Consider the following 19,794-nt stretch of genomic DNA (forward strand, 5'->3'; position numbering starts at 1 on the left):
GCCCCCGAGTCGTCCACTCGGGGGCACCGTCTTTGTGGTGGTACGTCAGGCCCGGCGCCGCCGGACCACCAGGTAACCGCCGCCCGCCACCAGCGCCGCAGCGGCACCGGAGAGCAGACCGACCGGGACGCCGTTGCCGGTCTCGGCGAGGTCGCCCGCGTCGCTGCCGCCCTGCGCGGACGGCGACGAGGAGGCGGAGACGGACCCGGCCCCGGAGGAGGACGTGCTCGGCGCGGCGGAAGCGCCGTCCGACGGCGACGCGGACGTGGACGCGGAAGCCGACGACGACGGGTTCGACGTCGGGGTCGAGCCGCCCGCGCCCTCGTCCTCGCAGTCCGTCCAGAACACCTTGTGCTTCGCGGCACCCTTCTCGCCGTCGAAGTTCCAGAACAGCTTGTAGTGCCCGTCGGGCAGCGACAGGTCCTCCGTACGGCCGTGACCCTGGGCGTCCAGGGTGATGTCGCCGGTCTTCACCGTCGCGCCCTTGGAGGCCGCGGTCGGGGCCCAGGCCTCGATGTGCCAGGCCACCTTCTGGACGCCATCGAAGCCGAAGGCGTCCAAGTAGAAGGTGCAGACGTGCGGCTCGTTGCGCTTCAGCTCCTCTCCGGTCGTGGCGTCGTGGATCTTCACGGTGCCGTTGTCGCCAGGGCCCGCGGCAACAGGGGTGGCGTGGGCGGCGACCGGGGCGGCGAACAGCGCGGCCGCTGCGACGGCACAGAGCGCGCCGGCGCGGGTGAGGGTACGCATGGGGCAAGTCCATCTTCGAGTTACGGACGGGAAGATGTGGAGGGGGCGGCTCAGCATCCAGCCCCGACTGACCGAAGGTCAATCACGAACGGGCAACGCTCAGATCCTCCACAGATGCGGAGGGCGGCGAAGGGTGTCAAACCGTCATGAACGCGGCGGTCAGCAGCGCGATCCCCGACACCGCCAGCAGCCACGCCGCCCGCGTCCGGCGCAGCCCGCCCGCCACGACCACCGACGCCAGCAACAGCGCCCCGCCCAGCGGGACCCACGCGTACAGAACCCCGCCCGGCCCCGAGCGCACCACCTCGTCGCTCCCCGGCAGCACGACGACCGCGTAGCTCCGGCCCTTCCTCACCGCGACCGACTTGTCGATGACCACATGCCGCCGGACCGGCGCCCCTTGCGCGGCCGGCGTGTACGCACCGGTGCAGGTGTCCTCACCGCACGTCGTCACCGCGACCGTGCCGTGCTCCCGCCCCTTGGTCAGCATCACGTACGGGGCGGTCCGCCACGACGCCCACACCCCGGCGATCAGGATCAGCAGGGCGACCGTGCCCATCGCCGCCAGCCGCCCGAACCGCAGGGCGGTGACGGAGGCCTGACGGGTGGCGGTGGCTGCGGGCATGGCGGGGATCATTGGCCATGCTCCGACGGTCAGTCAAACTCGCTGGAGGACATGTCAGGAGTTGTACGGGTCCGTGCTCAGGAGTTGCGCCGCTTCCCGCCCAGTAGTTGCGCCGCTGCATGCTCAGGAGTTGTACGAACTCTGCGCCCGCTCCAGTCCCTCCACCACCAGACATTCCACCGCGTCCGCCGCCCGGTCCACGAAGTAGTCCAGCTCCTTGCGCTCCGCCGAGGAGAAGTCCTTCAGCACGAAGTCCGCGACCTGCATCCGCCCCGGCGGCCGGCCGATCCCGAACCGCACCCGGTGATAGTCGGCACCGAACGCCTTCGTCATCGACTTCAGCCCGTTGTGCCCGTTGTCCCCGCCGCCCAGCTTCACTCGCAGGGTCCCGTAGTCGATGTCCAGTTCGTCGTGCACGGCCACGATGTTGGCGACCGGCACCTTGTAGAAGTCCTTCAGGGCGTTCACCGGCCCACCCGAGAGGTTCATGTACGACATCGGCTTGGCGAGGATCACCCGCCGGTTCGCCGGGCCCACCGGACCGATCCGCCCCTCCACGACCTGCGCCTGAGCCTTCCCGGCCCGCTTGAACCTCCCCCCGATCCGCTCGGCCAGCAGATCGGCCACCATGAACCCCACGTTGTGCCGGTTCATGGCGTACTCGGGCCCGGGATTCCCGAGGCCCACGATCAGCCAGGGGCCATTGGCGTCGGTCGTCACGTCCATGTCTCCTCGATACACGCCAGCCGCTGCCCCGTGAGGGAACAGCGGCTGACAGAAAAGTGAGCGTCAGGCTCAGGCCTCGGCGACGGCCTCGTCGCCCTCGGACTCCTCGCCCGCGGACTCCTCCGCCTGCGCGGCCAGGACCTGCAGCACGACCGCGTCCTCCTCGACGGCCAGCGTGGTGCCGTTCGGCAGCGTGATGTCCTTGGCGAGGACGGAGGCACCGGCCTCCAGGCCCTCGATCGAGACGCTGACGGACTCGGGGATGTGGGTGGCCTCGGCCTCGACCGGCAGCGCGTTCAGCACGTGCTCCAGCAGGTAGGCGCCCGGGGCCAGCTCGCCCTCGGTGTGGACCGGGATCTCGACCGTGACCTTCTCGCCGCGCTTGACCAGCAGCAGGTCGACGTGCTCCAGGAAGCCCTTGATCGCGTCGCGCTGCACGGCCTTCGGGATCGCCAGCTCGGTCCGGCCCTCGATGTCCAGCGAGATCAGGACGTTCGGCGTACGCAGCGCCAGCAGCAGGTCGTGGCCCGGAAGCGTCAGGTGCAGCGGGTCCACGCCGTGGCCGTACAGCACACCGGGAACCTTGCTGTCACGACGGATACGACGGGCGGCACCCTTGCCGAACTCGGTGCGCGTCTGGGCGGCGAGCTTCACCTCGGACATGATCACTCCTCGTAGAGGTAGAAACGGACGGGGTTACCCGGCCACGAACGGCCTGCTACGAAGAGCGCGTCGATAACGGACAGCCGAGCCCCGAAAAGAAACGGGAACGGCCTCCCTCGCCGAGCAACTGGGACAGTCTACTCGGCGAGGGAGGCCGCAGAAAAATCGATCACTCCCGAGGGAGACGGGCCTACTGCTCGTCGAACAGGCTCGTCACCGAACCGTCCTCGAACACCTCACGCACCGCGCTCGCGATCGTCGGCGCGATCGACAGCACCGTGATCTTGTCCAGCTCCAGCTCGCTCGGCGTCGGCAGCGTGTTGGTGAACACGAACTCACTCACCTTGGAGTTCTTCAGCCGGTCCGCCGCCGGACCCGACAGCACACCGTGCGTCGCCGTCACGATGACGTCCTCCGCGCCGTGCGCGAACAACGCGTCCGCAGCTGCACAGATCGTCCCACCGGTGTCGATCATGTCGTCCACCAGCACACACACGCGGCCCTCCACCTCACCGACCACCTCGTGCACGGTGACCTGGTTCGCCACGTCCTTGTCCCGGCGCTTGTGCACGATCGCCAGCGGCGCGCCCAGCCGGTCGCACCAACGGTCCGCCACCCGCACCCGGCCCGCGTCCGGGGACACCACCGTCAGCTTGTCCCTCTCGACCTTCGCGCCCACGTAGTCCGCCAGCAGCGGAAGGGCGAAGAGATGGTCCACCGGACCGTCGAAGAAGCCCTGGATCTGGTCCGTGTGCAGATCGACCGTCAGAATCCGGTCCGCACCCGCCGTCTTCATCAGATCCGCGATCAGCCGCGCCGAGATCGGCTCACGGCCGCGGTGCTTCTTGTCCTGACGCGCATAGCCGTAGAACGGCACGATCACCGTGATCGACCGGGCCGAAGCCCGCTTCAACGCGTCGATCATGATCAGCTGCTCCATGATCCACTTGTTGATCGGAGCCGTGTGGCTCTGGATCAGGAAGCAGTCCGCACCACGTGCCGACTCCTGGTAACGGACGTAGATCTCGCCATTGGCGAAGTCGAAGGCCTTCGTCGGGACGACCCCGACACCCAGCTGCTGGGCGACCTCCTCGGCAAGCTCGGGGTGGGCGCGGCCGGAGAAGAACATCATCTTCTTCTCGCCGGTCGTCTTGATCCCGGTCACAGCACTGTCTCCTCAGAGGTGTCTCAGCAGGTGGGGTGCGGATGTGCACTTATCACGGTACGCCGTGTCTGACCCGACCGTTTCCGGTCAGCCTTCGCCTTCCTCCCGGCGAGCGGCCGCCTCCGCCGCCCTCGCCGCCGCGCTCCCCGGACGCTTGCGCGCCACCCAACCCTCGATATTCCGCTGCTGACCACGGGCCACGGCCAGCGAACCGGGCGGAACGTCCTTGGTGATCACGGATCCGGCAGCGGTGTACGCACCGTCCCCGACCGTGACAGGAGCCACAAACATATTGTCGGAGCCGGTCCGGCAGTGCGACCCCACCGTGGTGTGGTGCTTCTCCTGTCCGTCGTAGTTGACGAACACGCTGGCGGCACCGATGTTCGTGTACTCACCGATCGTCGCGTCACCCACGTACGACAGATGCGGGATCTTCGTCCCCTCACCGATCGAGGAGTTCTTCGTCTCCACGTACGTACCGATCTTGCCCTTGGCGCCGAGACGGGTGCCCGGACGCAGATAGGCGTACGGACCCACCTTCGCCTCCGGTCCCACCTCCGCGCTGTCGGCCACCGCGTTGTCGACCCGGGCACCGGCGCCGACCCTCGTGTCCGTCAGCCGGCAGTTGGGCCCGACCTCCGCGCCCTCGCCGACGTGCGTGGAACCGTGCAGCTGCGTACCCGGATGCACGACGGCGTCCCGCCCGAACGTGACCGTGACGTCCACCCAGGTCGTCGCCGGATCGATCACCGTGACCCCGTCCAGCATCGCCCGCGTCAGCAGGCGGTCGTTGAGGATGCGCCGCGCCTCGCTCAGCTGCACCCGGTTGTTGATCCCGGCGATCTCCCGGTGGTCGCCGGCCACCGAGGCCCCGACCCGGTGCCCCGCCTCACGCAGGATCCCGAGCACGTCCGTCAGGTACTCCTCGCCCTGACTGTTGTCCGTCCGCACCTTCTTCAGCGCCTCCGCGAGAAGCTGCCCGTCGAAGGCGAACACCCCGGAGTTGATCTCCCGGATGCCGCGCTGGACGTCCGTGGCGTCCTTGTGCTCGACGATCCCGGTGACGGCGCCGGTGGCCTCGTCCCGGATGATCCGCCCGTACCCGGTGGCGTCCGGGACCTCGGCGGTCAGCACGGTGACGGCGTTGCCGTCGGAGGCATGGGTGGCGGCCAGCCGCGTCAGCGTCTCGCCGGTCAGCAGCGGGGTGTCACCGCACACGACGACGACGGTCCCCTCGACCGACCCGCCGAGCCCCTCCAGGGCGATCCGTACGGCGTGCCCGGTGCCGTTCTGCTCCTCCTGCACGGCGGTGCGGGCGGCCGGATCGGTCTCGGCGAGGTGGGCCGCGACCTTCTCCCTCGCGTGCCCGACCACGACGACCAGGTTCGCGGGGTCCAACTCGCGGGCGGCGGCGAGGACATGGCCCACCAGGCTGCGGCCACAGAGCTCGTGCAGGACCTTCGGTGTGGCCGACTTCATACGGGTGCCCTCACCCGCTGCGAGAACGACGACGGCTGCCGGGCGAATGGCGCTCACGGGGTTGCCCTTCGGCTTCTGGAATGGTGGGGACATCCGCAGGATACCGGGGCGTTTCGTGGGGGACATGAGAGCGGGGCCTGACCGTGCGTTCAGCGGTCAGGACCCGAACCGGGCTTGGCTCCCCCGCCAGGACTCGAACCCGGACATATGGCACCAAAAGCCACAGTGCTGCCAATTACACCACAGGGGAATAAACCTCACCGAAACGGACATTCGGTCAGTCCGTCGAGCGGCGCCTCCTACTATGCCGTACCAGGCACCTTCCATGCGACGGTACAGGTCGGCACTCCGCGGAGCGTGCGACGTGTTCCTCGGACGGCCCCCGCCGGGAACGGCTCACGGTCCGACAGTGTGCCGTTGTCGACGCGCGGCCGGTCTTCCGGGGTCGAACGGTGTGCGGTTCGGCAGTTCGATGGAAAGCGGGGGGTTTGGTGGCTGATCGGTCACGGAGTGTGGTGTAGGCCAGTCGTGGAAACTCGACGGAAAACCGGCCACCAACGACCGTAGGCTGGAGGCATGACCACGACGGGGGAAGACCATGCCACGGTCCGGGGAGGGCCGTGGTGGTGGACCAGGTGGCGCAGTGCCGCGTTGGATGTCGGGCTGGCTGTCGCGTCCGCGGTGGAGTGCGCGTTCGAAGGGATCCGGTTCGCTCGGGACGCGGGGATCCCGCCGGCCGCGGGGATCGTGTTCGGCGTGCTGGCCGGTTCCGCGTTGCTCGTGCGCCGGCAGTGGCCGATAGCCGTCGTCCTTGTCTCGATCGCCATCACGCCCGCCCAGATGGGCTATCTGATGGGCATCGTCGGCCTGTACACGCTCGCCGCGTCCGAGTTGCCGCGCCGCATCATCGCCTCGCTGGCCGGCATGTCGCTGGTGGGCATGCTGATCGTGATGTTCGTGCGGGTGCGGCAGGACATGGCGCACGGCGGTCTGGACCTGGGTGACTGGTTCGTGCCGTTCGCGTCGATCACGACGGCGATCGGGATGACCGCGCCGCCGCTGCTGCTGGGGCTGTATGTCGGTGCCCGGCGCCGGCTGATGGAGAGTCTGCGGGAGCGGGCGGACAGCCTGGAGCGCGAGTTGCAGCTGCTGGCCGAGCGGGCCGAGGAGCGTGCGGAGTGGGCGCGCGGCGAGGAGCGGACGCGGATCGCGCGGGAGATGCACGACGTGGTCGCGCACCGGGTGAGTCTGATGGTGGTGCACGCGGCGGCGTTGCAGGCCGTCGCGCGCAAGGACCCGGAGAAGGCGGTGAAGAACGCCGCGCTGGTGGGGGACATGGGGCGGCAGGCGCTGACCGAGTTGCGGGAGATGCTCGGGGTGCTCAGGAGCGGGGAGGGTTCGCGGCGGGCGCAGCAGCCGGTTCCGCTGGCCGCTGTCGGGATGGCTGCCGCGGTGGCCGCCTCGAGGGTCGTCGACGAGGGCGACGGGCCGTGGCTGTCGGAACTGGAGGAGTTGGTCGGGCAGTCGGCGGCGGCCGGGATGGTGGTGGCTCTGTCGGTCGAGGGGGATGTGCGCTCGTACGCGGCGGAGATCGAGCAGACGGCGTACCGCGTGGTGCAGGAGGCGTTGACGAACGTCCACAAGCACGCGGCGGGTGCGAAGACGTATGTGCGGGTGGCGCACCGGGTGTCGGAGATCGCGATGCAGGTGGAGAACGAGCCGCCGCCGGAGCTCGCGTCGGCGTCGTCGGCGCGGTTGCCCTCCGGGGGGAACGGGCTCGTGGGGATGAAGGAGCGGGTCACCGGGCTGGGCGGTGTGTTCGTGTCGGGACCGACGGACGCGGGGGGTTTCCGGGTGTCGGCGGTGATTCCGGCGGCGTAGGCCCTTCGCCGGTCAGCCCGCGGTGAGCCGTACGGGCTCGAGGCCCGCGACGAGGGCGGCGAGGGCCTGGTCGATGTCGGGGCCGAGGTACCAGTCGCCGGTGTGGTCGAGGGCGTAGACGCGGCCTTCGGTGTCGATGGCGAGGAGGGCGGCCGAGTCGGTCTCGGCGCCGAGGGGGCTGACCTCGCGGTCGAGGGCGCGGCCGAGGTCGGCGAGGGTGCGGGCCATGTGGAGGCCGTGCAGGGGGTCGAGGTGGATCGCGGTGGGGGCGAGTTGGCGGCCGGGCCCGGTGGGGGTGATGTGCAGGCCGCCGAACTCGGCCCAGGCCTCGACGGCGGCGGGGAAGACGGCGTGCCGGTGGCCGGCGGGCGAGGTGTGTTCGCGCAGGGCGTCGGCCCAGATCTCGGCCTGCTTTATGTCCCAGCGTCCGGGTTGCCAGCCGGCGGCGCGCAGGGCGGCGTCGACGGGTACGGGGAAGCGCGTGCTGGAGGTGCGGTCGGGGTGCATCTGCCCTTCGATCGTCGAGTTCGCCGACGTCACTGACCGGCCCTGGGGGCCGTGTTGTCGTACGGGTTGGTCGGGGGATTCAGTCGCCTGCCGCTGCCGGGTCGACGACGCGGACGCCGAAGTGGGCGCTGAGCGCGGTGCAGGCTCGGCACGGTGCCGCGAAGCTGCCGTGCAGGGGATCGCCGTCCTCGCGGATGCGGCGGGTGGTGAGCTTGGCCTGCTTGAGGGCTTTGCGGGCTTCGCCGTTGGTCATGGGCTTGCGGGCGGCGCGCTTGCTGCGGGCGGCGTCCGCGGCGGCTATGTGGCGGGAGATGAGGATGGTCTCGGCGCAGCGGCCGGTGAAGCGGTCGCGTTGGGCGCTGGTGAGAGTGTCGAGGAAGTCCTGCACGAGGGGGTGCAGGGGTGGCGGCTGGTCGCCGCGGGCGGCGGTGCCGGTGAGGGTGGCGCCGCGCACGGAGAGGGCGGCGGCGACGGTGGGGAGTATGCCGTCGCGGCGGTGCAGGAGGGCGGGGGCGGAGGCGTGGGTGGTGGCGCTCCAGCCGATGCGGGGGTCGCCGGACAGGCCGCGGTGCGGCGTGGTGGACGTGCCCTTGTGTGGTCCCGTCTGTGTCGCGTTCATGATCGTCATCCCCTCCGTGCATCCCCCCGGAGGAGACAGACTGCCAAACTCCGTTGCTGGTGCGGTAGCTGGGGCGGTGCGACACGCCCGGGTTTGGGCGGTCCGTGAGGGCGGGGTGACGGCTGGTCACGGAAGCGGAGGGTGGCTGACCGGGGCCCGGTGACCGGTGCGGTCGTACCGCATAGGCTGTCGGCACCGCTTTCGTGCGGGTGGCGCTTGCCGGCATGCGTGAGGGCGTGTGATGGCGGGCGCGGTGTGGTCACGACGTGAGTCGGGACGGACGAGACAGTCGATACGGGGCGTGGTGGGCGGCGGGTGCCGGTCGCCACGGTTCGTACCAGAGTGCCGCAGGGGGCAACCGCCATGACGACAGGTCGGCTCGGGCTGGGGGCGCCGCCCAGCCGCCAGGCTGGGGGACAAGCCGCGCCGCCGAACGCGGCCTATGCCGGGCAGGTCGTGCATTTCCCGGATCCGGTCCGGGCGGCCCGTCACCCGAGAGGGGTACGGGTCGACGAGCGCGGTTACCCCGATTTCACTCCCTACGCGCGGGCGGCCGCGGAGATCGCGGAGGCGCCGGAGGGTTTCGGGGTCGACGAGCTGCGGCTGACGGACTACGTGTCGGCGAACGCGGCGATGGCGGCTTCGGGTCATGACCTGTGGGACACGGTGGTGCCGGTGGCGACGCCGCACGGCTGGACGTGGCATCACGTGGCCGGCAGCCGGCGGCTGGAGCTGATCCCGGTCGAGGTGAAGGCGCTGCTGCGGCATCACGGGGGGATCGCGACGTCGGCGGTGGACCAGGACAAGCGGGGCACGCGGCCGTTGCAGGAGACGCGTCCGGCGCATTTCGGGCTGCCGAAGTCGGGGGTGGCGGTGACGGAGGCGCAGGTGCAGGGGGTCGAGGAGGACCTCGGGTACCGGTTGCCGGGTGCGTACCGCTCGTTCCTGAAGGCGGCGGGCGGGTGCGCGCCGGTGGGCACCGCGCTCGACGCGGGGCTCGGCCTGCTGATCGACCAGCCGTTCTTCACGGTGCGCGACGAGGCCGCGGTCAATGACCTGGTGTACGTCAACAAGTGCCTGCGCGACCATCTGACCAAGGACTATCTGGGCGTCGGGTTCGTGCAGGGCGGGTTGCTCGCGGTGAAGGTGAAGGGCGAGCGCATCGGTTCTGTGTGGTTCTGCGCGTACGACGACGTGCGGGACGTGGATCCGTCGTGGGCGCCCGCGGAGCGGGTGGAGCGTCTGCTGCTGCCGTGCGGCGAGGACTTCGACGTGTTCCTGTCCCGGCTGGCGGGATCCCCGCCCGAGTTGGAGACGGTGGCGAATCTGATGGTGGACGGCGGTTTCGCGCGGTCCGTTCCCGTGGTGGGGGAGTGAGCCGGCGATGGTGACGTTCGCGCAGGCGCAGGAGCGCGCCGAGGAGTGGATCAACGGTGACGTGCCGTCGTACCAGCACCGTGAGGTGCGGGTACGGGAGTTCGAGCTCGGTTTCGTGGTGTGGGCGGAGGACCGTGCGGAGGGTCCGCGGTCGGACGGCGGCGCGCAGCGGCTGGTGATCGCCCGGGACAGCGGTGAGGCCACGCTGTGGCCCTCGCTGCCGGTGGGTGAGGTCATCCGCCGTTACGAGGAGGAGTACGGCCGCCCGGACCCCGCCGACGAACCGGCGCCGTCGGCCGCGGCCTCCGTCCGCGTCGACCTGAACCAGACGTCGTTCCTGCTGAGCCCTCCGGAGTGGCTGCAGGAGGCGGCGGACAAGCTGGGGATCGGGGAGCGGCGGGGTGAGGGGACGGCTGCGGCTGCGGGTGGTGCTGTGGCCGGTGCGGGAGCGGGGTCCGGTGCGGGTGCCGGTGGTGATGGGCGTGGGGTTGGCTCGTCTGGTTCTGGTACGTCGGGGGGCGGGGCGCTTCCCGAGACGCAGCCCGGGGTGCCGGTCGGGGCCTCGGGTGACGTGAACTCGCCCGGCGCTCGGGTCGGTTCGGGGGCGCCCGGAGGTGCCGGTGCGCCGAACGTGCCCGCCGGGGCGACCCCGTGGGCCGGGACCGACACCAATGCGGACGCGGGCGAGGACCGTTCCGTGCCGTTGCCGGCGACCGTCTTCGCGCCGCCGTTGAGCGACATCGACGACGCGCCTCCGTCGGTGCCGTCGACCCCGCCCGACGCCGAGACGGCACTGATCGCGGGCGGCAGCCGGCTTCCGCCCACGGCGGTGGCGCCGGCGCTGGACGACCAGGGGGCGCCGGGCGCGGGGGGTGTGCCCGGGGCGCCCGCGGGACAGAGTGCGCCGGGCGTGTCTGGAGCGCCGTGGGCGCACGGTGCGCCTGTTGTGCCCGGTGCGCCTGGAGCGTCTGGCGGGCCAGGTGGTGCGTTGGGGGCGCCCGTGGATGCCGGTGCGCCGGGTACGCCGCCGCCTCCGCCCCCCGGGCCGGGTGGACCGGCCTACGGCTATCCGCAGGGGGCCGGTGGTGCGGGGGCGCCGGGTGCGCCTTCGCCGGGGGCGCCCGCGCCGGGTTCCGTGCCTCCGCCTCCGCCTCCGCCGGGTGCGTCGGCGTATGGGTATCCGCAGGGGGCAGGTGGTGCGGGAGTGCCTGGCACGCCTCCGGGGGCTTCGGCCCCGGGTCCCGTGCCTCCGCCTCCGCCGGGTGCGTCCTCCTATGGGTATCCGCAACGGGCCGGTGGGGCGCCGGGTATGCCGCAGCCTCCGGGGGCGCCGGGGCTTGCGCCGAACGCCGGGGACATCGCCGACGCCGCGACCAGCAAGGCCGCGCCTCCGTCGCGTCGCGGGTCGACTCCGCCGCCCCCGCCGAGCGCCCCGGGGTCACCGGGTGCGCGGGCGGGCAGTGCGCCTCCGCCTCCGCCGGGGCCCGGTGCGGGCGGGTACATGCCGACGCAACTCGTCTCAGCACTCGGTCCTGACGGCCCTGAGGGGGCTGCCGGACCGCAGACCCCGGGCGCGCCGCGTCCGCCCGGCGCGCCGAACCCGCCGGGCGCCCCCCACCCGCCCGGTGCGCCGAACTCGCCCGGCGGTACTCCGCCGGGCGGCGCCCACCACGCCGCGACGGTGCTTGCCGACCCGGGTCGGATGGGCCCGGGCGGGGGCGCGCCGCAGCCTCCGGGCGCCCCGGGTGTTCCGGGCGCCCCAGGCTTCCCGGGCGCACCCGGCGCGCAGGCGTTTCCGGGCGCCCCGGGCACGCCGAACGCGTCCGGTTCGTCAGGGGCCCCGGGAGCCCCCGGTATGCCGAGCGCGCCCGGCGCGCCTCAGCCTCCCGGCGCCTCTGGCGTTCCCGGTGTGCCCGGCGCCCCACTGCCTCCGGGCGCCCCCGGCGCAGTCGGTTTCCCGGGGGCGCCCCAGGGCCCTGGAGCGCCCGGCGCGTCTCAGCCTCCGGGCGCCCGGGATGTATCCGGCACGCCCGGCGCATCCCAACCGTCAGGCGCCCCGGGTATGCCGAGCACGCCCGGCGCTCCTCAACTCCCTGGCGCCCCCGGCGCCCCCGCGGCGCCAGCCGCCCCCGGCGCGCACGGTTCTGCGGGGGGCGCGCCCGGGGCCGTTCACCACGCCGAGACCGTGTTGGCCGCGCCGCCTGTGGGTGGTCCCGGCGCTCCGCCGGTGGGTGGTCCCGGTGCACCGCGCGTGGGTGGTCCCGGTGTGCCTCCGCCGCCGCAAGCCCCCGGCGCGCTCGGTGCTCCGGGCGCCCCTGGTGTGGCTCCTGGGGCTCCGATGGGCCCGGGGGCGCCCCAGCCGCCCATGCCGCCGGGGCCCGGTGGGATGCCGGCGCCGGGGCAGCCGTCGGGGTACGGGTATCCGCAGCAGCCCGCCGGGCAGCCGACTGTCGGTCCCGGGTATCAGGCCGTTCTTCGGTACCGGGCGCAGGACGGTTCCGAGCAGCAGGTGATCCGGCGGTCCGCGCCGGGGACGCCGCACCCGGAGTGGCAGATCTTCCACGAGCTGCGCGGTATGAACGTGCCGCCGGACCAGGTGCTGGAACTGCACACGGAGTTGGAGTCCTGCGAACTGCCGGGTGCGTACTGCGCGCGGATGATCCGGGAGCAGTGGCCGCAGGCGCGGATCACCAGCATCGCGCCCTACGGCACCGATCACGCGAGCCGGCAGCAGGGCATGCGGCAACTGCTGGCGCACCAGGGAGAGTTGCACCAGGTGGCGGACGGGCCGGCGCGCCCAGCGCCGGTGCGCGCGCCGCTGCCGCCGGTGCAGGCGGCGTCGCCGGTTCCGCCGGAGGCCGTGGCGCAGGAGCTCGCGGGGGCGTTCGGGCCGGGCATTTTCCGGTTCGAGCAGGCCGCGGTCTCCCGGCAGGGCGTGCCGCCGATCGTGGCGCAGTCGCTGGTGATGGCGGGACTGCCGCTGGACATGGGCCCGTTCTTCTGGGCGCAGGCCCAGCCGGGCCGGCCGGTACCGACGCTCGCCGAACTGGCGCAGGAGCGCGGTGTGCAGCCGGCGTCGGACGCGGCCTCCTACCTCGTGATGGGCAGCGACTTCGGCAAGGCGCTGTGCGTGCAGTACGGCACGGCGAACATCGTGGCCGTCCCCGTGGAGGCCGGGCCCGGCGGTGCTCCGGTGCCGCCGCAGTTCGTGAACACGGGGCTGCCCGAGTTCCAGCGCTGCTTGGCGCTGCTCGGCCGGATGTGGCGGCTGCGGTTCGGTCTCAACCAGGAGCAGGCGGGACGCTGGACCGTCGACTTCCAGGCCCAGCTGGCCTCCCTCGACCCGGCGGCGCTCGGGTCGCCGGAGAGCTGGTGGTCGGTGCTGCTCGAGCAGATGTGGGACGGCTTGTTGTGACACCGACGTCCCCCTGACGCGAGGGACCCTTCGGGCCGGGCCCGGTCACTGTGACCGGGCCCGGCCCTTTTGCGTGCGCATTCTGACCGCGACCCACGTGTGGAGTGTCGGGTTATGAACACTTACGTCCGATACATCAAGATGTGCGCGAAATCATCATTTCGCGTCCGTTCGGCGGAGAGGGGTTCCAGGATGAGCAGCGCATCGGTCTCGGCCCACGGCTTCGGGGCCGTACGAGGGCGCGGGTACCGTCCCGACCAGGTCGACGCGTACACCGCCGCCCTCTCCGGTGACCGGGACGCCGCGTGGGAGAGAGCCGCCCGGCTCACCGTGCTCGCCAGGGAGATGGAGGAGGAGGCGGAGGACCTGCGGGAGACCGTGGCGCACCTCTCGCCGCAGACGTACGAGACGCTCGGCGAGGGCGCGCGGCGGCTGTTCCAGTTCGCGGAGGAGGAGGCCGCCGCCGTGCGGGAGCGCACGCGGCAGGAGGCGCAGCGCCTTGTGGAGACGGCGCAGGCGCGCGCGGACAGCGTGCGTGACACGGCGCAGGCGCGCGCCGACGCCGTGCGCGCCGAGGCCGAGGAACGCGCCCGGCGGCGGTTGCTCGCGGCGCAGGCCGAAGCCGACGAGATCCGGATCTCCGCCCGGCGCGCGGTGAAGGAGGGACGGGGAGAGGCCTTGGGGGTGCTCCGGGAAGCGCGCGAGCGCACCTCCGGGATGCTCGCCGATCAGGCCAAGGAGTTCGCCGAGCGGTTGGCCGAGCTGGAGCGCGCCGAGGCCGAACGGGTGGCCGCGGTCGATGCGCGGGAGGCCGAACGGGTGGCGCGGGCGGAGGAAGCGCTGGCCGAGGCGGAACGGGAGTTCCGTGAGGCCGACGAGGCCGCGCTGCGGTGCCAGGAGGAGGCGCGGGCGCGGGCGGCGGAGATCCTCGCGGAGGCGCGGGCCGGTGAGGAGCAGATCACCCGGGACACCGAACGGCTGCTGCGCGAGCACGCGGAGCGGTGGGACGACGTGCAGACGCAGATGGACTACGTACGCAGCAGCCTCACGGCGTTGACGGGCTCCGCGTCGGGGGAGTGACGCGCGCGACCGGCGCCGGGTGTCGCATGAGGGCGCCCGGCATGCGCCGGGCGCCACTTCTCACCCGCCCCTCCGCACCGCCCCCGCCAGGATCCACCCCTCCACCGCCTCGTACTGATGCCGCTGTTCCTCCGACGCCCGCCGTCCCGAGAGCACCGTGCCCAGCCAGCCGAACAGGAAGCCCAGGGGGATCGTCACCAGGCCCGTCGTGGTGAAGGGGAACCAGTTGAAGTCGGCGTCGGGGAAGGCGGAGACGGGGGAGCCCGAGACCAGGTTGGTGCCCGGCATCAGGAGCAGAACGGCCAGGCTGCCGCCGATCAGGGTGCACAGCAGGCCGGCCCGGGTGTAGCGGCGCCAGAAGAGGCTGTAGACCAGGGCGGGCGCGATGGCGGACGCGCCGAGGCAGAAGGAGAGGGTCACCAGGGGCTGCAGGCTGCTGTGCTGGACCAGCGTGGCCAGCAGGATCGCGGGAACGCCGACCGCCAGGGCGGAGACCCGGGCGAGCCCCATCTCACGGCGTGCCGACATCTCCCGCACCCGGGCGGCGAAGACGTCGTGGGCGAGGGAGTTGGCGCAGGCGAGAATCATGCCGGCGACGGAGGCGAGCAGGGTGAGGAAGATCGCCGTCGTGATCGTCGTGAAGAGGAAGGTCTCCGCGGTGGAGACCTCGGGGCCGAACGCGGCGCGGGAGCCCAGCAGATAGGCCGTGTTGCCGCGCGGGTCGGCCTGGGCGATGGCCGCCCGCCCGATCAGCGCCGTCGCGCCGAAGCCGACGACCGTCATGATGAGGACGAAGAGGACCACCATCGACACCGCCCAGGACATCGAGCGGCGCACCTGCCGGGCGCTGGAGGCGGTGTACATGCGCATCGTGACGTGCGGGAGGCAGGCGCCGCCGATGACGACCGTCAGTTCCGAACTGATCATGTCCAGGCGGGGGTTGGGGCTGCCGGCGAACTCCACGCCCGAGCGGAGGAAGGCGGTGCCCACCCCGCTCCGCGAGGCGGCCGCGTGGAACAGGGCCCCGGGGTCCCAGTCGAAGCGCCGCAGGACCAGTACGGCCACGACCGCGCCCGACCCGAGCAGCATCACGATCTTCAGGATCTGGATCAGGGCGGTGCCCTTCATCCCGCCGATGGCGGCGTAGCTGATCATCAGGGCGCCCAGGCCGATGATGCAGCCGGTCTTCAGGGAGTCGCCGGAGAAGCCGAGGATGAAGGCCAGCAGCTGTCCCGTGCCGGCGAGTTGGACCAGCATCAGGGGCAGCAGCGCGGCGATGGTCACCGCGCACGCCGTGATGCGCACCGCGCGCCCCGGCATCCGTCGCGCCAGCGCGTCGCCCATGGTGAACCGGCCCGCGTTGCGCAGGGGTTCGGCCAGCAGGAACATCAGCAGCATCAGCGACAGGGCGGTGCTGAGGGCGAGCACGACGCCGTCGTAACCGCACAGGGCGATGACCCCGCCGGTGCCGAGGACGCTCGCGGCGGAGATGTAGTCGCCGGCGATGGCGAGACCGTTGCGCATGGGGGAGAGGGAGCCGTAGCCGGTGTAGAACTCGTCGAGGTCGTCGCGGTCGGGGCCGGTCATCACGCACAGCAGCAGGGTGATCGTGGCGATCGCGGAGAAGGCGACGAGGGACATGGCCTGGGCGTTGCCGCTGAAGCCGTTGGTCATCGGGCCGCCTCCCGCTTGGCGTCCACGGCGGACTGCTTGCGGATGCGGTCCGCGATCGGGTCGACGTAACGGCGCGCGGTGTGCTCGTACAGCGCGATGGCCAGCCAGGTGACGGGGATCTGGATCAGCGCGAGCAGTAGTCCGGTCGGCAGCCCGTCGGTGACGTCGCCGGACATGACCGACGGCGCGAAGGCGGACAGGACGAGGAACAGGGTGAAGTAGCCGAGCGCGGTCAGGGCGGCGGTGCGGCGCTGCCAGCGGTAGGCGCTGCGCAGGATCCGCAGGTCGCTGTGGTGCCCGAGCGGGGGATGCGGCGGGCGGCGCCGGGGCGGCTCGGGCGGGTCCGTGACGGGCGGCTGCCAGGGGTACGTGGCCTCGTAGGACGGCGACGAGTCGTAGTGCCGGTACTGCTGCGGTTGTTGTTGTGCGGGTCGGTACGGGTACGACGGGGACGGGTCGTAGGACATCCCGGTGCTCCTTGCGTGGCTCGGGTCCGGTACGGACCGCAAGGGAGGTGGGGGGCGGCGGAGTCCCGCACGTTACTCGGCGGTTCGGAAACGCACAGCCTTTTTGACAAACTGGCCGGTCGGTATGCGCTTACTTCGCTGACCTGTGACGTTACCCGCGTTAACTCGGATTTTTGGCACCTGTACAACCGTTCGGTGCGGTCAGGTGTCTGGTGAGCGGGGACTCGCGTTACCCCACCGTTGGCCTGTCCGTCGTTGCGACTTCATGTGGGGTACGCGTGTCCCAGACGTCTTCTCGACCCGGGGGCCTCCTCCGGACCGTCGGCGCGACCGGCGTCCTCGCCCTGGTCGCGCTGGGTTCCGCTCCCGCCGTGGCCGACGAGGCCTCACCCGGTGTGGTCCTGGGCGCCATCGCCCCGGTGGACGGGGCGAAGCCGGGCGGCACCCTGCAGTTGCCGACCAGCTTCACCAACACGGGGCCCGAGGCGCTCGACAAGGTCTGGTTGTCGTACACCCTCTCCCGCGGACTGAGCCACACGGGACTGGCCGGGCTGCCCTCCAACTGCCAGTACATCGAGATCTCGGCGGAGGACGAGGAACCCGAGAAGACCGACGCTGTCTGTGAGTTCGACCAGACGGTGAAGCCCGGTGCCGTCTACGCCCCCGAGAGACAACTGACCATCGACGTGCGCGACAGCGCGTTGTACGACAGGGCCGAGGTGGCCGTCGTCACCTCCGGCTTTCCCTATCCCGGGGACAACTTCTCGCATCCGGTGCCCGGAACCGCACCCGCGATCAAGCTCGTCGAGCAGCCCGACGCCACTCCGGCGCCTCCCGGCAGTTCGAAGCGCGCGGACGGGGATTCCATCTGGGTGCCGGTGACCTCCGAGAACACGGCCGACTTCCAGGTCGCCGGGGCGCGCATCGAGGGCCGCGTCGGGGACACGGTCCCCGTGACCGTGAAGTACACCAACGCCGGACCGGGCTGGGTGTGGCGACCGAGTCACGGCCAGGCGGTACACGTCCTGGTCAGGATGCCCGCCGGTACGACGGTGACCAAGAGCGATCCCTACTGCACCAGGAAGTCGCCCGGGAGCTACGGCTGCAGTACCGAGGTCTTCTGGGTGAAGGAGGGCTACGAGCGGAGCTACACCTTCCAGGTGCGGATCGACAAGTCCGTGCCCGGGGCCCGGGGATCGGTCGAACTCACCGGCCCGTCCAGGCCGTTCGACCCGAACGCGAAGAACGACAGGGCAGACGTCCTGACCGACGTCACCGGCGGCGCGTCGCCGAACGGTGGTCCGCGTGCGACGCCGTCGAGGGGACCGTCCACCGTGTCCGGCGGGGGCCTGGCGGACACCGGTTCCGGTCCGACGCTGCCGGTCGCGGGCGCCGCCGCGGCGGCCGTCGCCCTCGGCGCGGGCGCCCTCCTGGCGGCACGCCGCCGCGCGAGCCGCCGGTAGCCCGGCGGGCCTCGGGTGCGGAGACAGTGACTGATCTTCGGGACCGGTGCCGGTGAACGGACCGTCTCCTCGCCCCGTCACTGCTCCTTGAGCACCGGGAAGCGTCGCGGGGCCAGGAACAGCAGGACGAGGAAGGCCACCGCTGCCGCGCAGCCCGCGCCGATGTACACCGCGTGCACCGCGTCCGCGATCGCCCGGCGCGTCGCCTCCGGTACGGCGCCCGAGTCCAGGCCCCGGGTCACCGAGTCCAGGTCGCCGGCGCCGCCCAGGCGGGAGGCGAGCACCCCGTTGGCGACCGCGCCGAAGACCGAGGCGCCGATCGTCTGGCCGGTCTGGCGGCAGAAGAGCACCGAGGCGGTCGTGGTGCCCCGTTCCGCCCAGCCCACCGTCGACTGCACGCCCACGATCAGCGGGAGTTGGAACAGCCCCAGAGCCGCGCCCAACAGCAGCATCAGCAGCGTTGGTTGCCAGGCCGATCCCGGGTACGGCAGGAACGGGAACGCGAACAGGATCAGCGCCGCCGTGCCGATGCCCAGCATCGCCGTGTTGCGGAAGCCGATCCGCCGGTACACGTGCTGGCTCAGCGCCGCCGAAACCGGCCAGGTCAGCGTCCAGACCGAGAGCACGAAACCCGCCGCAACGGGCGCGAGACCCAGCACCGACTGCGCGTACGTCGGCAGGAACACGCTCGGCGCCACCATCAGCAACCCCAGCGCGCCCAGGGCGAGGTTGACGGCCGCGATCGTCCGCCGCCGCCACACCCACCCGGGGATGACCGGCTCGGCCGCCCGGCGTTCGATCACGACCACGGCACCGGCCAGCGCGAGTCCCGTACCGAACAGCGCCAGCGAGGGCGCCGACAGCCACGGCCAGGCCACCCCGCCCTGCACCAGCGCCGTCAGCAGCACGCCCCCGCACGCGAACACCGCCAGCGCGCCCGCCCAGTCGATGCGCGGACGGCGCTCGAACTCCCGTCGCGGCTCGCGCAGATGACGGACGACCAGCCACAACGCCACCGCCCCGATGGGGAGGTTGACCAGGAAGATCCAGCGCCAGCCGGCGTACGCGGCGAGCAGGCCGCCGATTCCGGGGCCGGCCACCGCCGACACCGCCCAGACCGTGGACAGCTTCGACTGGATCCTGGGCCGTTCCTCCAGCGGGTACAGGTCGGCCGCGAGCGTCTGCACTGTGCCCTGCAACGCCCCGCCGCCCAGCCCCTGGACGATGCGGAAGGCGATCAGCGCGCCCATGTTCCAGGCCGCGGCGCACAGCAGCGAGCCGAGCAGGAACACCGCGGCGCCCGCGACGAGCACCGGTTTGCGGCCGAAGGTGTCGGACAGCTTGCCGTACACCGGGAGCGTGACCGTGACGGCGAGCAGGTAGCCGGAGAAGAGCCAGGAGAAGTAGGAGAATCCACCGAGGTCGCCGACGATCTGGGGGACGGCGGTGGAGACGATGGTGGCGTCGAGCGCCGCGAGCGCCATCGCGAGCATGAGCGCGGCGACGACCGCTCCGCGTCTGTGCGTGTCCGCCGGCCGGCCGGGCGCCACACCGTTATGTGTCTCCGTACCCCCCTGGTCCACGTGATTCCTTTCCCCTTGCATCTATCCGCCGTCCGACAGCTTCCCACTTGACCCTGACGCAGCGGGAGGGTGGAGCCTGAGTGGGCCGGTGGGTGGAGCGAACCCCGAGATCGACTCCACCTGTCGGTGGACGGCCCCTAGGGGTCCCCTCCGTACTACGGCTGGGGGAGGGTTCGTCCCCCTGGAGGACGAGAGGGGCCGGGACCGGTCCTTAACCTGGCTTTACGCCGCTGGGGAGCGGTCGGGGGGCGGTTCACCGAACCGGCGGGGGTGGGGTTTACCCCCGTACAAGAGGGTGCCGAGCACCAGCGCGCGGGACCCCT

At 71.9% G+C, this 19,794-nt stretch carries 16 protein-coding genes and 1 tRNA gene; 5 read left to right on the plus strand and 12 right to left on the minus strand.

All coding sequences use genetic code 11. The annotated features are described in order from the left end of the window. Positions 1-45 precede the first annotated feature (45 nt). The 7 genes from ABZ453_RS16340 to ABZ453_RS16370 all read right to left on the minus strand — a co-directional run bounded on the left by ABZ453_RS16340 (position 46) and on the right by ABZ453_RS16370 (position 5,655). Complete coding sequence (locus ABZ453_RS16340; protein ID WP_359015628.1) at positions 46-747, minus strand: LPXTG cell wall anchor domain-containing protein; 702 nt, start codon at positions 745-747, stop codon at positions 46-48. A gap of 136 nt (positions 748-883) precedes the next feature. Beyond that, positions 884-1,384 carry a hypothetical protein gene (locus tag ABZ453_RS16345; RefSeq protein ID WP_359015629.1) on the minus strand — a complete coding sequence of 167 codons (501 nt, stop codon included), beginning with the start codon at positions 1,382-1,384 and terminating at the stop codon, positions 884-886. A 111-nt stretch (positions 1,385-1,495) separates the two neighbouring features. Next, a complete protein-coding gene (gene pth, locus ABZ453_RS16350) occupies positions 1,496-2,098 on the minus strand; it encodes an aminoacyl-tRNA hydrolase (RefSeq protein ID WP_133045900.1) in 603 nt (200 codons plus the stop codon). Between the two features lie 69 nt (positions 2,099-2,167). Continuing rightward, positions 2,168-2,761 (minus strand): 50S ribosomal protein L25/general stress protein Ctc, encoded by a 594-nt coding sequence (locus ABZ453_RS16355; RefSeq protein ID WP_359015630.1) that lies wholly within the window; start codon positions 2,759-2,761, stop codon positions 2,168-2,170. A gap of 190 nt (positions 2,762-2,951) precedes the next feature. Continuing rightward, positions 2,952-3,926, minus strand: a complete 975-nt coding sequence (locus tag ABZ453_RS16360; RefSeq protein ID WP_133045902.1) for a ribose-phosphate diphosphokinase — start codon at positions 3,924-3,926, stop codon at positions 2,952-2,954. An 87-nt stretch (positions 3,927-4,013) separates the two neighbouring features. Beyond that, the gene (gene glmU, locus ABZ453_RS16365; protein WP_359015631.1) at positions 4,014-5,462 is read right to left on the minus strand and encodes a bifunctional UDP-N-acetylglucosamine diphosphorylase/glucosamine-1-phosphate N-acetyltransferase GlmU; all 1,449 of its coding nucleotides are present in this window, start codon (positions 5,460-5,462) and stop codon (positions 4,014-4,016) included. 118 nt (positions 5,463-5,580) lie between these two features. Then, a tRNA-Gln gene (locus tag ABZ453_RS16370) sits at positions 5,581-5,655 on the minus strand. Between the two features lie 326 nt (positions 5,656-5,981). Between ABZ453_RS16370 and ABZ453_RS16375 the strand changes: the two genes are divergently transcribed. After that, the gene (locus ABZ453_RS16375) at positions 5,982-7,286 is read left to right on the plus strand and encodes a histidine kinase (RefSeq protein WP_359015632.1); all 1,305 of its coding nucleotides are present in this window, start codon (positions 5,982-5,984) and stop codon (positions 7,284-7,286) included. 12 nt (positions 7,287-7,298) lie between these two features. Here the strand turns inward: ABZ453_RS16375 and ABZ453_RS16380 are convergent, their stop codons facing one another. Continuing rightward, positions 7,299-7,793 carry an SUKH-3 domain-containing protein gene (locus tag ABZ453_RS16380; protein ID WP_359015673.1) on the minus strand — a complete coding sequence of 165 codons (495 nt, stop codon included), beginning with the start codon at positions 7,791-7,793 and terminating at the stop codon, positions 7,299-7,301. A gap of 79 nt (positions 7,794-7,872) precedes the next feature. Continuing rightward, positions 7,873-8,421 (minus strand): YwqJ-related putative deaminase, encoded by a 549-nt coding sequence (locus ABZ453_RS16385; RefSeq protein WP_359015633.1) that lies wholly within the window; start codon positions 8,419-8,421, stop codon positions 7,873-7,875. Positions 8,422-8,775: 354 nt separating this feature from the next. On the opposite strand from ABZ453_RS16385, the gene ABZ453_RS16390 reads away from it, so the two are divergent. The 3 genes from ABZ453_RS16390 (at position 8,776) to ABZ453_RS16400 (ending at position 14,284) form a co-directional block, all read left to right on the plus strand. Next, complete coding sequence (locus ABZ453_RS16390) at positions 8,776-9,789, plus strand: SMI1/KNR4 family protein (protein ID WP_359015634.1); 1,014 nt, start codon at positions 8,776-8,778, stop codon at positions 9,787-9,789. A 7-nt stretch (positions 9,790-9,796) separates the two neighbouring features. Next, positions 9,797-13,204: an SUKH-4 family immunity protein gene (locus ABZ453_RS16395; RefSeq protein WP_359015635.1), complete on the plus strand. Its 3,408-nt coding sequence runs from the start codon at positions 9,797-9,799 to the stop codon at positions 13,202-13,204. 192 nt (positions 13,205-13,396) lie between these two features. Then, entirely contained in the window at positions 13,397-14,284 is an 888-nt protein-coding gene (locus ABZ453_RS16400; RefSeq protein WP_359015636.1) for a cellulose-binding protein, read from the plus strand. Positions 14,285-14,344: 60 nt separating this feature from the next. Here the strand turns inward: ABZ453_RS16400 and ABZ453_RS16405 are convergent, their stop codons facing one another. Both ABZ453_RS16405 and ABZ453_RS16410 read right to left on the minus strand, forming a co-directional pair. After that, a complete protein-coding gene (locus tag ABZ453_RS16405; protein ID WP_359015637.1) occupies positions 14,345-15,958 on the minus strand; it encodes a cation acetate symporter in 1,614 nt (537 codons plus the stop codon). Further along, positions 15,955-16,425: a DUF485 domain-containing protein gene (locus ABZ453_RS16410; protein ID WP_359015638.1), complete on the minus strand. Its 471-nt coding sequence runs from the start codon at positions 16,423-16,425 to the stop codon at positions 15,955-15,957. The genes ABZ453_RS16405 and ABZ453_RS16410 overlap by 4 nt, the downstream gene beginning before the upstream one ends. A 278-nt stretch (positions 16,426-16,703) precedes the next feature. On the opposite strand from ABZ453_RS16410, the gene ABZ453_RS16415 reads away from it, so the two are divergent. Then, complete coding sequence (locus ABZ453_RS16415) at positions 16,704-17,888, plus strand: hypothetical protein (protein WP_359015639.1); 1,185 nt, start codon at positions 16,704-16,706, stop codon at positions 17,886-17,888. Between the two features lie 77 nt (positions 17,889-17,965). On the opposite strand, the gene ABZ453_RS16420 is transcribed toward ABZ453_RS16415, so the two are convergent. Then, positions 17,966-19,438 (minus strand): MFS transporter, encoded by a 1,473-nt coding sequence (locus ABZ453_RS16420; RefSeq protein WP_359015674.1) that lies wholly within the window; start codon positions 19,436-19,438, stop codon positions 17,966-17,968. Between the last annotated feature and the right edge of the window lie 356 nt (positions 19,439-19,794).

The organism is Streptomyces sp. NPDC005799 (genome assembly GCF_040630525.1).
In the GTDB taxonomy this organism is placed as follows: Bacteria; Actinomycetota; Actinomycetes; order Streptomycetales; family Streptomycetaceae; genus Streptomyces; species Streptomyces griseorubiginosus_B.

Coding starts and splice junctions, on each gene's coding strand:
- ABZ453_RS16375 (WP_359015632.1), top strand. CDS start 5,982: ATGACCACGACGGGGGAAGACCATGCCACGGTCCGGGGAGGGCCGTGG.
- pth (WP_133045900.1), bottom strand. CDS start 2,098: ATGGACGTGACGACCGACGCCAATGGCCCCTGGCTGATCGTGGGCCTC.
- ABZ453_RS16400 (WP_359015636.1), top strand. CDS start 13,397: ATGAGCAGCGCATCGGTCTCGGCCCACGGCTTCGGGGCCGTACGAGGG.
- ABZ453_RS16385 (WP_359015633.1), bottom strand. CDS start 8,421: ATGACGATCATGAACGCGACACAGACGGGACCACACAAGGGCACGTCC.
- ABZ453_RS16355 (WP_359015630.1), bottom strand. CDS start 2,761: ATGTCCGAGGTGAAGCTCGCCGCCCAGACGCGCACCGAGTTCGGCAAG.
- ABZ453_RS16395 (WP_359015635.1), top strand. CDS start 9,797: ATGGTGACGTTCGCGCAGGCGCAGGAGCGCGCCGAGGAGTGGATCAAC.
- ABZ453_RS16410 (WP_359015638.1), bottom strand. CDS start 16,425: ATGTCCTACGACCCGTCCCCGTCGTACCCGTACCGACCCGCACAACAA.
- ABZ453_RS16345 (WP_359015629.1), bottom strand. CDS start 1,384: ATGATCCCCGCCATGCCCGCAGCCACCGCCACCCGTCAGGCCTCCGTC.
- ABZ453_RS16405 (WP_359015637.1), bottom strand. CDS start 15,958: ATGACCAACGGCTTCAGCGGCAACGCCCAGGCCATGTCCCTCGTCGCC.
- ABZ453_RS16380 (WP_359015673.1), bottom strand. CDS start 7,793: ATGCACCCCGACCGCACCTCCAGCACGCGCTTCCCCGTACCCGTCGAC.
- ABZ453_RS16390 (WP_359015634.1), top strand. CDS start 8,776: ATGACGACAGGTCGGCTCGGGCTGGGGGCGCCGCCCAGCCGCCAGGCT.
- ABZ453_RS16340 (WP_359015628.1), bottom strand. CDS start 747: ATGCGTACCCTCACCCGCGCCGGCGCGCTCTGTGCCGTCGCAGCGGCC.